Source organism: Aeromicrobium sp., assembly GCF_023146395.1.
GTDB lineage: Bacteria > Actinomycetota > Actinomycetes > Propionibacteriales > Nocardioidaceae > Aeromicrobium.
Map to the genome: position 1 here is coordinate 1 of NZ_JAGLCD010000015.1, position 13,420 is coordinate 13,420.

General features: G+C 71.9%; 13 protein-coding genes. 8 read left to right on the plus strand and 5 right to left on the minus strand.

From position 1 onward, the window contains the following. Positions 1-302 precede the first annotated feature (302 nt). Positions 303-1,088 carry a M23 family metallopeptidase gene (locus KAG51_RS11345; RefSeq protein WP_290583719.1) on the minus strand — a complete coding sequence of 262 codons (786 nt, stop codon included), beginning with the start codon at positions 1,086-1,088 and terminating at the stop codon, positions 303-305. 161 nt (positions 1,089-1,249) lie between these two features. Between KAG51_RS11345 and KAG51_RS11350 the strand changes: the two genes are divergently transcribed. From KAG51_RS11350 to sucD, 3 genes are all read left to right on the plus strand, one after another. Further along, the gene (locus tag KAG51_RS11350; protein ID WP_290583721.1) at positions 1,250-1,579 is read left to right on the plus strand and encodes a hypothetical protein; all 330 of its coding nucleotides are present in this window, start codon (positions 1,250-1,252) and stop codon (positions 1,577-1,579) included. A gap of 125 nt (positions 1,580-1,704) precedes the next feature. After that, positions 1,705-2,871 (plus strand): ADP-forming succinate--CoA ligase subunit beta, encoded by a 1,167-nt coding sequence (sucC, locus tag KAG51_RS11355; RefSeq protein WP_290583723.1) that lies wholly within the window; start codon positions 1,705-1,707, stop codon positions 2,869-2,871. Positions 2,872-2,885: 14 nt separating this feature from the next. Next, a complete protein-coding gene (sucD, locus tag KAG51_RS11360; protein WP_290583725.1) occupies positions 2,886-3,782 on the plus strand; it encodes a succinate--CoA ligase subunit alpha in 897 nt (298 codons plus the stop codon). A gap of 105 nt (positions 3,783-3,887) precedes the next feature. Here sucD and KAG51_RS11365 read toward each other — a convergent pair whose 3' ends face one another. Continuing rightward, the gene (locus KAG51_RS11365; protein ID WP_290583727.1) at positions 3,888-5,765 is read right to left on the minus strand and encodes a hypothetical protein; all 1,878 of its coding nucleotides are present in this window, start codon (positions 5,763-5,765) and stop codon (positions 3,888-3,890) included. A 67-nt stretch (positions 5,766-5,832) separates the two neighbouring features. On the opposite strand from KAG51_RS11365, the gene KAG51_RS11370 reads away from it, so the two are divergent. The 3 genes from KAG51_RS11370 to purH are packed head-to-tail and all read left to right on the plus strand — an operon-like array spanning position 5,833 to position 9,198. Then, positions 5,833-6,996: a DUF6350 family protein gene (locus tag KAG51_RS11370; RefSeq protein ID WP_290583729.1), complete on the plus strand. Its 1,164-nt coding sequence runs from the start codon at positions 5,833-5,835 to the stop codon at positions 6,994-6,996. After that, positions 6,971-7,618, plus strand: coding sequence for a phosphoribosylglycinamide formyltransferase (gene purN, locus KAG51_RS11375; protein ID WP_290583731.1), 648 nt, complete (start codon positions 6,971-6,973; stop codon positions 7,616-7,618). The genes KAG51_RS11370 and purN overlap by 26 nt, the downstream gene beginning before the upstream one ends. Beyond that, positions 7,618-9,198 carry a bifunctional phosphoribosylaminoimidazolecarboxamide formyltransferase/IMP cyclohydrolase gene (gene purH / locus KAG51_RS11380; protein WP_290583733.1) on the plus strand — a complete coding sequence of 527 codons (1,581 nt, stop codon included), beginning with the start codon at positions 7,618-7,620 and terminating at the stop codon, positions 9,196-9,198. Before purN ends, purH begins: the two co-directional genes overlap by 1 nt. A gap of 127 nt (positions 9,199-9,325) precedes the next feature. Here the strand turns inward: purH and KAG51_RS11385 are convergent, their stop codons facing one another. Both KAG51_RS11385 and KAG51_RS11390 read right to left on the minus strand, forming a co-directional pair. After that, positions 9,326-10,336, minus strand: a complete 1,011-nt coding sequence (locus tag KAG51_RS11385) for a DNA topoisomerase IB (RefSeq protein ID WP_290583735.1) — start codon at positions 10,334-10,336, stop codon at positions 9,326-9,328. Positions 10,337-10,385: 49 nt separating this feature from the next. Then, complete coding sequence (locus KAG51_RS11390) at positions 10,386-11,003, minus strand: TetR family transcriptional regulator (RefSeq protein WP_290583737.1); 618 nt, start codon at positions 11,001-11,003, stop codon at positions 10,386-10,388. Between the two features lie 136 nt (positions 11,004-11,139). Between KAG51_RS11390 and KAG51_RS11395 the strand changes: the two genes are divergently transcribed. Together KAG51_RS11395 and KAG51_RS11400 are read left to right on the plus strand one after the other, a co-directional pair. After that, positions 11,140-12,006: a bifunctional methylenetetrahydrofolate dehydrogenase/methenyltetrahydrofolate cyclohydrolase gene (locus KAG51_RS11395; RefSeq protein ID WP_290583739.1), complete on the plus strand. Its 867-nt coding sequence runs from the start codon at positions 11,140-11,142 to the stop codon at positions 12,004-12,006. After that, a complete protein-coding gene (locus KAG51_RS11400; protein ID WP_290583741.1) occupies positions 12,003-12,287 on the plus strand; it encodes a DUF3017 domain-containing protein in 285 nt (94 codons plus the stop codon). Before KAG51_RS11395 ends, KAG51_RS11400 begins: the two co-directional genes overlap by 4 nt. 18 nt (positions 12,288-12,305) lie before the next feature. On the opposite strand, the gene KAG51_RS11405 is transcribed toward KAG51_RS11400, so the two are convergent. Further along, complete coding sequence (locus KAG51_RS11405; RefSeq protein WP_290583743.1) at positions 12,306-13,295, minus strand: malate dehydrogenase; 990 nt, start codon at positions 13,293-13,295, stop codon at positions 12,306-12,308. Between the last annotated feature and the right edge of the window lie 125 nt (positions 13,296-13,420).

Consider the following 13,420-nt stretch of genomic DNA (forward strand, 5'->3'; position numbering starts at 1 on the left):
ATCGAGACCCGGTGTTCTCGCGAGCCTGCCGTAGCGACCGACATGCCTCATTGCTGGACTCTGACGACAAGACCTGAGGGGTTGAGGGTGTCGGGACACCCTCAACCCCTCAGGTCTGGTCACGGCACAGCCACGAACCCTCAGTCTCGGTCCCGGATCGTGGGGTGAGGTCCCGGCGGATCCAACGGCTCATGGTCGAGGCCGCTTGTCCGTGCCCACTGGTGCCGTCCGGTGCAGGCACTCGACCAGCGCGAAGGCGCAGGCTCCTCGCCCTCAGGGGAGCGGAGTGGGTGTCGGCCGCTTTACGGGTAGACGTTGTGCTCGCGGAAGTACGGCTCCGGGTCGACGGACTTGCCGCCCCCGGGCTTGACCTCGACGTGCAGGTGGGGTCCGGTCGAACGGCCGGTGGAGCCGGTGTAGCCCACGGTCTCGCCCGCGGTGACCCGCTGACCGACCTGGACCGTCTGGCGACTCTGGTGGCAGTACATGATGACGAGGTCGTCCTCGTCGAGCTGGATCTGCGTCATGTTGCCGCAGTTGCCGGAGTACTTGACCGCGATGACCGTGCCGGACGCGATCGCGCTGATCGTCGAGCCGCTCGGGCCGGCGAAGTCGAGGCCGCTGTGGCCCCGGCCCCACAAGGTGTTGGTGACGCCGAAGCGGCCCGTGATGCGGTAGCCGGTGACGGGCAGGACCCACTGGTTGGACTTGAGCTCCTCGGCCTTGGCCTGCGTGGCGGCCGTGAGGTCCTGCTGCGCCTGGAGGAGCTGATCGGCCTGGGCCTGGGTCTGCTCCTCGAGCAGCTCACGATCGAAGTCGCGGCTGACGTCGAAGCCGCCGGCCGAGGTGTCGGCCGAGAGTGCCTGGTAGTCGCCGCCGAGCGAGCCGGAGTCGGCGCGACTGCTGACGACTGCCGAGCCGAGCCCGGCGAGGACCAGCGCCACCGCGCCCACCATGGCCATCGAGGGGCGGAACGAGCGGCGGGCGCGGCGTGGGGCGGCGCGGCGACTGCTCGGGCGAGTCTCCGAGGCACGGACGCTGGACTGATGACGGACGTCGAGCCGGCGCTTGGGCGCGGGAGTACTCACGCACAACCTCCGACCGATGGACGACACAGACCTCGACGACAATAGCCGACAGGATGAGATCGTCACAGCCGATCGGATGATGCCGATCGGTGAACGCCGGGATACAGGCGTGAAAACTGTGGGTCGATGTGCGAGGTCTCACATCGTGGGACCATGGTCGGGTGCCGACCGACCCCGCGCCCACACCGGCCGCCTCGGAGCGACCCCGTCGCGTCGCGGTCGCCGGCGTCGTCCCGCAGGAGGCGGCCGGGCCCGGCGCCGAGGCCGAGGACCTGCTCGTCCGGCGCGCCCGGGTGCTCCGCGACGCGGGCGTGGAGGTCGTGTGGGCCGGATCCGGTCTGCGCGCCGAGCAGGTCGCCGCGATCGCGGTGGCCGAGGACGTCGCGGGAGTGGAGGTCGCGCCGCCGGAGATGACGGGGGACGTCGCCGCTGCCCTGGCCGCCGTGGAGGCCCGTGACATCGAGGTCGTCGCCGTCGATCGGCGCGGGTGACCTGACTCCTGGGTAACCGACCCGGGTTCGCTCTGGAATCCCGGCGCGGTTAGAGTCGCCTCGGCCTTCGGCGGACCTGCCGTCGCGCCCAATTCACTCGTCAACACCACAGGACGGTCATCACCGTGGATCTGATGGAATACCAGGCGAAGGAACTCTTCGCCAAGCATGGCGTCGCCACGACGCTCGGCATCGTCGCCCAGACGGCCGACGAGGCCAAGGCCGCCGCCGAGCAGCTCGGCGGCGTCACGGTCATCAAGGCGCAGGTCAAGGCCGGCGGTCGCGGCAAGGCCGGTGGCGTGAAGATCGCCAAGACCGCCGACGAGGCCTACGAGCACGCGTCGAACATCCTGGGCATGGAGATCAAGGGCCTCACGGTGGGCCGTGTGCTCGTGACCCCGGCGACCCCGCCGGTCGAGGAGTACTACTTCTCCTTCCTGCTGGACCGCTCGAACCGCAGCTACCTGTGCATCGCGAGCGTCGAGGGCGGCGTGGAGATCGAGGAGGTCGCCAAGACCAACCCCGAGGCCGTCCGGCAGATCCCGATCGACGCCGGCACGGGTGTCGACGAGGCCAAGGCCCGCGCGATCGTCGAGGAGGCCAAGTTCCCGGCCGAGCTCACCGAGCAGGCCGTGGCGATGGTCCAGGCGCTGTGGACGACCTTCGTCGAGGAGGACGCCACGCTGGTCGAGGTCAACCCCCTGGCGCGTCTCGAGGGCGACAAGCTCGACGCGATGGACGGCAAGATGTCGCTCGACGACAACGCCTCCGAGGTGCGTCACCCGCACCACGAGGACTTCGTGATCCACGAGGAGGCCGACCCGCTCGAGGCCAAGGCCAAGGCCAAGGGCCTCAACTACGTCAAGCTCGACGGTGAGGTCGGCATCATCGGCAACGGCGCGGGGCTCGTCATGAGCACCCTCGACGTCGTCGCGTACGCCGGCGAGAAGCACGGCAACGTCAAGCCGGCCAACTTCCTCGACATCGGCGGCGGCGCCTCGGCGGAGGTCATGGCCAACGGCCTCGACGTCATCCTGGGCGATCCGCAGGTCAAGAGCGTGTTCGTCAACGTCTTCGGCGGCATCACGTCGTGCGACGCGGTCGCGAACGGCATCAAGGGCGCCCTCGAGCTGCTCGGTGACGACGCCACCAAGCCGCTCGTCGTGCGCCTCGACGGCAACAACGTCGACGAGGGCCGCGCGATCCTGGACGAGCTGAACCACCCGCTCGTGACCCAGGTGGACACGATGGACGGAGCGGCCGACAAGGCCGCCGAGCTGGCGAACGGCTGAAGGGGCCTCTGAACATGTCGATCTTCCTGACCAAGGACTCCAAGGTCATCGTCCAGGGCATCACCGGCGGTGAGGGCTCCAAGCACACGGCCCGCATGCTGGCTGCCGGAACCCAGGTCGTGGGCGGTGTCAACGCGCGCAAGGCGGGCACGACCGTCTCCCACACCGACGCGGGCGGCAACGCCGTCGAGCTGCCGGTCTTCGGCTCGGTCGCCGAGGCCATCGAGAAGACGGGCGCCGACGTCTCGGTCGCCTTCGTCCCGCCGGCGTTCACCAAGGACGCCGTGATCGAGGCCATCGACGCCGAGATCGGTCTGCTCGTCATCATCACCGAGGGCGTGCCGGTGCAGGACTCCGCCGAGTTCTGGGCCTACGCCCAGGGCAAGAAGACCCGCATCATCGGGCCGAACTGCCCCGGCATCATCACCCCGGGCGAGGCGCTCGCGGGCATCACGCCGGCCAACATCGCCGGCAAGGGCCCGATCGGTCTGGTGTCCAAGTCGGGCACCCTGACCTACCAGATGATGTTCGAGCTGCGTGACTTCGGCTTCTCGACGGCCATCGGGATCGGCGGTGACCCGATCATCGGCACGACCCACATCGACGCCCTCGAGGCGTTCGAGGCCGATCCCGAGACGAAGGCCATCGTCATGATCGGCGAGATCGGTGGCGACGCCGAGGAGAAGGCCGCGGCCTACATCCAGGCGAACGTCTCCAAGCCGGTCGTCGGCTACGTGGCCGGGTTCACCGCGCCCGAGGGCAAGACGATGGGCCACGCCGGCGCCATCGTGTCCGACGGTGCCGGTACCGCGCAGGGCAAGAAGGAGGCCCTCGAGGCCGCCGGTGTCAAGGTCGGCAAGACGCCGTCCGAGACCGCCGAGCTCATGCGCGAGATCCTGAAGAGCCTCTGACCCCAGACGCCTCGAACGGGCGGTGACCGGCCTCGGCCGGTCACCGCCCGTTCGGCGTTGCGGGTGGGAGCGTGCGGGGCCGAGGCCCGGTGTCCGCCCGGATCCTCAGCCGGCCGGGACGGCGTACGCGAGGCGCTCGGTGGCGCGCTGGGCGACCGCGGCGAACGTCTCGGCCGGCATGTCGGTGGCGCCGCTGGGGGTGAACAGCACCTGCGCGACGCTGGCGCCGCGCTGCACGATCGCGGAGCGGACCGTGACGGGATCGCCGGACTCGACCTGCAGGGTCAGGGTCCAGGTGGCGCCCCGGAAGTCGCTGACCTCGCCGAACGTCGAGGCCTCCACGACGGAGGCAGCCAGGTTGTTCTGGGGGCAGCTGTTGACCGAGGCCTGCACCTGGTCGACGAACGACGTGGCGGCCTCGGCGGTCTCGAACGTCCCGACGGTCTCGACCAGACCGAACGTCTTGGCCAGGCCCTGGGCCTCCGGCAGCAGGAAGATCCGGGTCGAGGCCGTGCCGCCCGCCGCGCCGAAGTCGGCGAGGTCGCAGGCCGTGGCTGCCGGGTTGGTGGCGGTGTCCTCGGCCTCGGCCCGGCCCCAGACCGAGCTGATGCCGGTGATGGCGGGCAGGTCGATGACGCCCAGGAAGCCGGGGTCCTCTGCGAGGGGAGGGGGATCGGCCGGGGTGACCGTGAGGTCGTCGTCGCACTCCCCGCCGCTGTCGCTGCAGATCTGCTGGAAGGACGCGCTGACCATGGCGGCGAAGTCGTCGATCGTCGGCGGCTCGGCGGCATCGGTCTCGTGGACCACGGTCGACGTGACGGTGCCCGAGGACCCGAGGCCGACCGTCAGCGTGCGGTCGGTCTGCCCGTGCTCGACCAGACGCATCAGCAGCACGTCGCCGAGGGAGCCGGTGGCGCGGTAGGTGCCGGTGAGCTGCAGGCGGGGCACCTCGCACTGCGCGAACCACGCCGTGGCCCGCTGGTAGGCCGCCGCGGCCGCCGCGGGATCACGGGCCACCTCGATCGACTGCGCGACCCGCTCGGTCGTCGCCGGCGCGGCGGGCTGGTCGGCCGGCTGGTCGGTGGGGGTCGCCGACGGCGCGGGCGCGGCGTCGAAGGTGCGGACGAACACCTTGAGCGGGTCCTGCGTCGCGAAGCGTTCCTCGGCGCAGATCGTGAGGGGCTCCGCGGCATCGGCATCCTGGTCGGTCTCGTCGATCGTCCAGGTGGAGGCGTCGCCGGTCAGGTCGGAGACCTGGGCGGTCGTCAGCAGGTTGTCGGTCGACAGGCGCTGGGCATCGAGCACGAGGTCGGGCCGCTCGGCGCCGAGCTGCTGGCGGTACGACTGCGCGGGCAGCGGGGAGAGGGCGTCGCCCTCGGTCAGCACGGCGCCGCCCAGGACGATCGCGAGGATCGAGGCCGCCACGACCGCGATGGTGTTGAACCGGTGCCCCCGGGTCGCACGGTCGCGCAGCTCGGCGGCCTCCGGCATCGGGAGCTGGCTCGTGATCTCGCCAAGGCCTGTCAGGCGTCGCTCGAGCTGGTCGATCGACTGGCCGGTGCTCTGCTCGAGCGCCGTGATGGCGGTCGTGACGAGCTCGATGGCCTCCTCGTCGCCGACGCCGATCTCGCGGGCCGCGGCCTCGAGGTCGGTCGCGCCGATCGTCAGGAGGACCAGCAGGCGGCGGTCGTCCGGCGACAGCTCGGCGAGCGCGTCGAGCAGCTCTGTGTCGGAGTCCTCCTCGTGGCGTCGCCGCAAGGGGTGCGTGCCGCGCGTGACCGCCTGGGCCTTCCAGGCCTCGACCCGGACGTAGCGGTGCGGTTCCTGGTCCCGGATCTTGTCCCAGTCGCGCCAGGCGTGACGGTAGGCGTCGATCGTGGCGTCCCGGGCCACCGCGCGATCGCCCGTGACGGCGTACACGACGCGCAGGACGTTCTCGGACGTGGACGCGTAGAACGCGTCGAACTCCTCGACCCGCGGCATCGAACCCCTCCTCGCGAGTCGGCGTGGCTCCGGAAGACGCCGCAACACTACAGGGGAGGATGGTGCCGTGCCTTCCCCTGCTCGCCTCAGCTCACCCGACGACGTGCGCTCGGCCGTCTGGCCGGGCGCCATGACCGCGGTGTGGACCGCCGTGGCCGGCTGGCTCGTCACGGGGGTCGTCGTCGTGCTCGGTGGGAGCGGGGGCGATCTCGGCCTCGGGACCCTGCGTGGCGCGGCCCGCGTGTGGCTCGTCGCGCAGGGCAGCGGGATCACGGCCGAGGGCATCGACGTCACGCTCGTGCCGTGGGGCGGGGTGCTGCTCGGGGTCGCGCTCGTCGTGCTCGTGGGCCGCCGTCAGGTGCGCGAGCCCGTGGCCGAACCGGCGGCCTACGCCGCCACGGTGGCCGGTGTCTACGCGGTCCTCGCCTCCGTGGTCGCCGCGGTCGCGAACGACACGGCCGTCTCGGTGCCCACGATCCGGGCGGCGCTCGCGACCTTCGTGCTCGCCGGGGCCGGCGCCGCCCTCGCCTACGTCAGCGTGCACGGGGTGCCCGCGGCCTGGTGGCCCGAGAGCCGGCCCGGTGTGCTCGCCGTGCTCCGAGGAGCGGCCACGTCGGTCGCCGTCGTGCTGGTCGTGTCCCTCGTCGTCGTGCTGGTCCTGCTGGCGCGGCACGTTCGACAGGCAGGAAGCCTCTGGGCCCTGCTCGACCCCGGCCTCGGCGGCGGCGTGGCCCTCGCGCTGGTATGTCTGCTGGTCGTGCCGACCCTCGTGCTCTGGGCGGCGTCGGCCCTGATCGGATCGGGCTTCCAGGTCGGCACCGGCACCTCGGTCGACCTCACGAGCTCCCATCTCGGCCAGGTGCCCGGCCTGCCGGTGCTCGCGGCCCTGCCCGGCCCGGGGGAGTTCCCGGTCTGGACCTTCCTCCTGGCGCTCGTGCCCGCGATCGGCGCCGGGTGGGCCGGGTGGCGCCTGGTGCGCCGCGGCCACGTCGACCTGGCCACCGACTTCTGGCGGGGAGTCGGGCTGGCCGCCGGCGCGGGTGCGGTGGGTGCCCTCGCGCTGGCGCTGCTCGCCTGGTCGTCCGGTGGAGCGGTCGGGCCAGGACGCATGAGCGAGGTCGGCCCCGAGTCCCTGCTCGGACTCCTCCGCGCGCTGCCGTTCATGGCCGTGGCCGCTGGATTCGGGGCAGTGGCGGCCCACTATCGTGGGGGCCGTGCCCCCGCTGCCTGACGCGACGCCTGTCGTGGTGCTCGTCTCGGGCAGCGGCACCAATCTCCAGGCCCTGATCGACGCGAGCGACGATCCGGCCTACGGCGTGCGGATCGTGGCCGTCGGCGCCGACCGCGACGGCATCCCGGCACTCGACCGCGCCGAGCGCGCTGGCATCGAGACGTTCGTGCTCCGGGTCGCCGACCATCCGAGCCGGGCCGCGTGGGACGCGGCCCTCGCCGAGCGCGTCGCTGCCGCATCGCCCGAGCTCGTCGTGCTGGCCGGCTTCATGAAGCTCACGGGAGCGGCGTTCCTGGCGCGCTTCGGTGGGCGCACGCTCAACAGCCACCCGGCGCTCTCGCCCTCGTTCCCCGGCATGAACGCCCCGCGCGACGCACTGGCGCACGGGGTCAAGATCACCGGCGCCACGCTGTTCGTGGTCGACGAAGGGGTCGACACCGGCCCCATCGTGGCCCAGGTCGCGGTGCCGGTCCTCGACGACGACACCGTCGACTCCCTCCACGACCGCATCAAGTCCAGCGAGCGCGGCATGCTCGTCGAGTGGGTGGGCCGACTGGCCCGCGACGGCCACTCGATCGACGGCCGACGTGTCGTGACACCGCCCAACCGAAGGAATCTGTGATGACCCAGCGCCCGATCAAGCGCGCCCTCGTCTCCGTGTACGACAAGACCGGTCTGGACGACCTCGCCCGCGCGCTGCACGCCGCGGGCGTCTCCCTGGTCTCGACCGGGTCGACGGCGAAGACGATCGAGGCGGCCGGCGTGCCGGTCACCCCGGTCGAGGAGCTCACGGGCTTCCCGGAGTGCCTCGACGGGCGGGTCAAGACGCTGCACCCGCGCGTGCACGCCGGGATCCTCGCCGACTCGCGGCTGGATTCGCACGTCGCGCAGCTCGCCGAGCTCGGGGTGGAGCCCTTCGACCTCGTGGTCGTCAACCTCTACCCGTTCCGCGAGACCGTGGCCTCGGGCGCCACGCCCGACGAGTGCGTCGAGCAGATCGACATCGGTGGGCCCTCGATGGTGCGCGCCGCGGCCAAGAACCACCCGACCGTCGCGATCGTGACCTCGCCCGACGCCTACGGCGACGTCCGCGATGCGCTGGCCTCCGGCGGCTTCACGTTCGCGCAGCGTCGTCACCTGGCCGCCCAGGCCTTCGCGCACACGGCGGCCTACGACGCCGCCGTGGCGTCGTGGTTCGCCGCGTCGTACGACACGGCCGAGGACGGCTGGCCCGCCTTCGTCGGCGAGGCGTGGGACAAGGCCGCCGTGCTGCGGTACGGCGAGAACCCGCACCAGCGGGCCGCGCTGTACACCGAGCCGGGCGCCGGTGGCCTGGCCGGTGCGTCCCAGCTGCACGGCAAGGAGATGAGCTACAACAACTACGTCGATACCGATGCGGCGATCCGCGCCGCGTTCGACCACGACCGCCCCGCTGTCGCGATCATCAAGCACGCCAACCCCTGCGGCATCGCGGTGGGCGACGACATCGCCCAGGCCCACGCCCGCGCCCACGCCTGCGACCCGGTCTCGGCCTTCGGCGGTGTCATCGCGGCCAACCGCCCGGTGTCGGTCGCGATGGCGCAGCAGGTCGCGGAGGTGTTCACCGAGGTCATCGTCGCGCCCGCGTACGAGGACGGTGCCGTCGAGGTGCTGCAGGGCAAGAAGAACATCCGCATCCTCCAGGCCGATGACCTCGGGCAGGGCCCGGCCACCGAGCTTCGCCAGATCAGCGGCGGGGTCCTGGTGCAGACGCGTGACCGGGTCGACGCGGTCGTCGAGTCCGGCGGCGACGTGACCGGCGGCGACGACCCCAGCACGTGGACCCTCGCGGCCGGCGAACCCGCCGACGCGGCCACGCTGGCCGACCTCGCGTTCGCCTGGACCTCGGTCCGAGCGGTCAAGTCCAATGCGATCCTGCTCGCGAAGGACGGCGCCTCCGTGGGCATCGGCATGGGTCAGGTCAACCGCGTCGACTCCTGCCGCCTGGCGGTCGAGCGCGCAGGTGACGAGCGGGTCCAGGGCGCCGTGGCGGCGTCCGACGCCTTCTTCCCCTTCGCCGACGGCCCCGGCATCCTGATCGACGCCGGCGTGCGAGCCATCGTGCAGCCGGGCGGCTCGGTCCGCGACGACGAGACGATCGAGGCCGCGAAGGCCGCCGGCGTCACGATGTACCTCACCGGGACCCGCCACTTCTTCCACTGACCGTGCGAGACGCCTCACCACCCGCCGCGAGTTACGGAGTGAGCACGGCAGATCGTGACTTCGCACGGGACGTGTGCCGTGGGAAGTCACGAGTTACGGAGTGAACTCCGTAACTCGGCCCGGGCCGTCAGGCCGAGCGGCGGAGCAGGCGGAGCACGGACCGTTCGAGGACCCGGGGCACGGGGGCGCCCGGTGAGATCCGGCGCCGTTTCCCCAGGGCCGTGTCGCCGAGCGTGATGCCCTGCTCGAAGAGGTCCACGACCCGCGGGTCGACGTAGGAGGACCGGGCGACCGCCGGGGTGTTGCCGAGGTGCCCCGCGGTCTCCTTCATCGCCGCGCTGATCGCACGCTTGCGTGCCGTGGCGGTCGAGGCGTCGGCGAGGGCCAGGGAGCGGGCCGCGATGACGGTGCCGCGCCAGGTCCGGAAGTTCTTCGCCGTGAACCCTGGCCCCAGGACATCGGCGACGTAGGCGTTGACCGTGGCCGAGTCGAGATCGTGCCACGCGTCCTCGTCGCGCCAGGCGAAGGCCCGCTCCGAGCCGCCGTCGCGGTCGAGCATCGCGCACACGGCGTCGGCGAGCCGTTCGTCACGCACCGAGCCGTCGACCACCTGGCCGGACTTGCCCGGGTAGTGCAGCGCGATGCGCTGCCCCTGGACCGTCACGTGGTCGCGGTCGAGGGTCGTGAGCCCGTGGCTGCCGTTGGCGGCGCGGTACTGCTCGTTGCCGATGCGGAACAGGCCGAGGTCGAGCAGGCCGAACGCCACGGCACAGGCGCGGGTCAGGTCGGGCTCGTCGCGGCCCAGGTCGTGGCGGGCCACCCGGCGGTTCCGCAGGAGCGAGCGGGCGAAGGACTCCATCGAGGCGAACTTCTCCGCGTCGCGCTGGCGGCGCCACTCCTCGTGATACAGGTACTGGCGGCGTCCCGCGTCATCGGTGCCGACGGCCTGCAGGTGGCCGTGCTCGAACGGGCAGATCCAGACCTCCGTCCAGGCCGGGGGGATCACGAGGCGCTTGCAGCGTTCGACGTCGACCGGGGTCAGGGAGACGCCGTCGACGCCCAGGTATCGAAATCCTCGCCCGTGCCGGACCCGTGACCAGCCTGGTTCGTCGGGGGACACGCGACGCAGCCGGACCATGGCCCGACCCTAGGCTCGCCGCGAGCGCGTCGCTCGTCGACGACCGGGTTCAGGAGAGGGACTCGGTGCCGGTCGCGGAGACGTGGCTCGTGACCAGGTGGCGGATGGCCAGGGTCAGGAGCCGGGCCTCCTCGGCGTCGTCGTACTGCGCGCTCTGGCGACGCAGGGCGCTGCCGGCGATGAGCGCCACGACCTGGGGTGCGAGGTCGTGGGCGCCCGCGATCCCGAGGCGCTCGAGGGTGCGCAGCGCCAGGTCCTCGAGAGCCTGGAGCGCCTCGGCTGCCGTGGCCGTGAGCTCCGGGTCGCGGGCCGCGGCCAGGTAGATCGCCAGCTCGATGCCGGCCTTCTCGGGGCTGCGGGTCGCGAACACGCTCTGGACGAAGTCGCTCGTCGAGGCGAGGTCGATGCTCGGGTCCAGATCGATGTCGGCCAGGGCTTCGAGCACCTCGATCCACCCGGCCAGGTGGGTCGCCAGGGCCTCACGCACGAGCTCGTCGATCGAGGCGAAGTAGTACGTCGTGGTCGCGGGGGGCAGGCCGGCGCGGGCCGCCACCGCGCGGTGGGTGACGGCGCGGGCCCCGCCCTCGGCGAAGAGCTCGATGGCCGCGGCGAGCAGGGCTTCGCGACGTGCACGGCTGCGGACCTGGCTGAGCTGTGCTCGCGACATCTGGACACCTCGATCATGAGTTCGTGCTGTCGTCCCGTTCCATCGACCGGGCCCCGACCGCACGAGTCTAGGGGGCGGGTCGGGCACCGACCCGGGAGTGTGTGCCGTGCCGGGGCCTCGTGGGAGACTCGTGACCGTGACTGCGCAGATCCTCGACGGCAAGGCGGCGGCCGCCGCGATCAAGTCCGAGCTGGCGACACGGGTCGCCGCGCTCGCCGAACGGGGGGTCGTCCCGGGTCTCGGCACGATCCTCGTGGGTGACGACCCCGGGAGCCAGTGGTACGTCGGGGCCAAGCACCGCGACTGTGCCGAGATCGGCATCCGGTCGATCCGCATCGACCTGCCCGCCACCGCGAGCCAGGACGAGGTCGAGGCCGCGGTCGATCAGCTCAACGCCGATCCCGAGTGCACGCTCTACATCGTCCAGCTGCCGTTGCCGCGGGGGCTCGACGAGAATGCCGTGATCGGTCGCATCGACCCGGCCAAGGATGCCGACGGCCTGCATCCGGCCAACCTCGGGTGGCTCGTGCTGGGCAAGTCGGCGCCGCTGCCGTGCACGCCGCGCGGCATCATCGAGCTGCTCCGCCGGCACGAGGTGCCGATCGCGGGTGCCGAGGTCGCCGTCGTCGGCCGTGGCATCACGGTCGGTCGTCCGATGGGACTCATGCTGACGAGGCGCAGCGAGAACGCCACCGTGACGCTGTGCCACACCGGCACCCGCGACCTGGCCGCCCACGTGCGCCAGGCCGACATCGTGATCGCGGCGGCCGGCGTGCCGGGCATCATCACGGCCGACATGGTCAAGCCCGGTGCCGCGCTGCTGGACGTCGGCGTCAGCCGCGACGCCGAGAACCGGATCGTCGGCGACCTGCACCCCGACGTGCACGAGGTCGCGGGCTGGGTCGCGCCGAATCCAGGTGGGGTCGGGCCCATGACCCGCGCCATGCTGCTCGCGAACGTCGTCGACGCGACCGAGAAGGCGCTCGACCAGGACTCCCGGTGAGGTCGCTGGTCCCGCGCTCGCGCGGGACGCAGGCCTACATCGTGCTGCTCCTGCTCGTCCTGGTCGGCCTCGGTCTGGTCGCCCTGGGCTACTGGCGCCGCGGGATCCTGGTGATCGGAGCCACGTTCCTCGCCTCGGCCACGCTGCGCGCGCTCGTGCCCGAGGAGCACAAGGGCCTGCTGGCCGTCCGCGGCCGCGGGTTCGACATCGCCTGGACGACGCTGCTCGGGGCGTCGTTGATGGTGCTCGGCGTCGTGATCGACCCTGGCCCGGAGTCCTGACGGCTGAGGTGCCTGCGGTCAGATCAGCCCGAGCTTGGTGACCGCGTCGCGCTCCTCGACGAGCTCCGCGGCCGTGGCGTCCATCCGCTGGCGACTGAAGTCGTTGATCTCCAGGTCCTGGACGATGCTCCACGAGCCGCCCGAGGTCGTGACGGGGAATGAGTAGATCAGGCCCTCGGGAATGCCGTAGGAGCCGTCCGACGCGACGGCCATGGAGACCCAGTCGTCGGTGTGCGACCCGAGCAGCCAGTCGCGTGCGGCGTCGATCGTGGCCGAGGCGGCCGAAGCCGCCGAGGACGCGCCGCGGGCCTCGATGATCGCGGTGCCGCGCTTGGCGACGGTGGGGATGAAGGTGTCCTCGACCCACGCGAGGTCGTCGATGACCTCGACCGCCGGGCGGCCGTCGATCTCGGCGTGGAAGATGTCGGGGTACTGCGTCGCGGAGTGGTTGCCCCAGATCGTGACCTTGCGGATGTCGGCCACGGGAACGCCCGTGCGGCCGTGCAGCTGGCTGAGGGCGCGGTTGTGGTCGAGCCGCGTGAGGGCGCTGAACCGCTCGCCCGGGATGTCGGGGGCGTTGCTCATCGCGATCAGGGCGTTGGTGTTGGCCGGGTTGCCCGTGACGCCGATGCGGACGTCGTCGGCCGCGACCTCGTTGAGCGCCTTGCCCTGCGCCGTGAAGATCGCGCCGTTGGCCTCGAGCAGGTCGGCACGCTCCATGCCGGCGCTGCGGGGCCGGGCACCGACGAGCAGCGCGAGGTTCACGCCGTCGAAGACCTGGTGCGGGTCCGATCCGATCTGGACCGAGTCCAGCAGCGGGAACGCGCAGTCGTCGAGCTCCATCACGACGCCCTCGAGCGAGGCCAGCGCGGGTTCGATCTCGAGCAGCTGGAGCTGCACGGGGGTGTCGGGACCCAGGAGGTCACCCCCGGCGATGCGGAACAGGAGGCTGTAGCCGATCTGGCCGGCGGCTCCGGTGACGGCGATCTTGACCGGGGTGGGACTCATCGGTGCTCCTTCGAGATGTGACCTGCGCGACATCGCCAACGTAGCGCAGGCGCGCGACCCCGCACACCCGGCTCCTCGGCCCGCCGTGACGACGCCCACGCGGACCAGCCCCTCCGGTGCGGAAT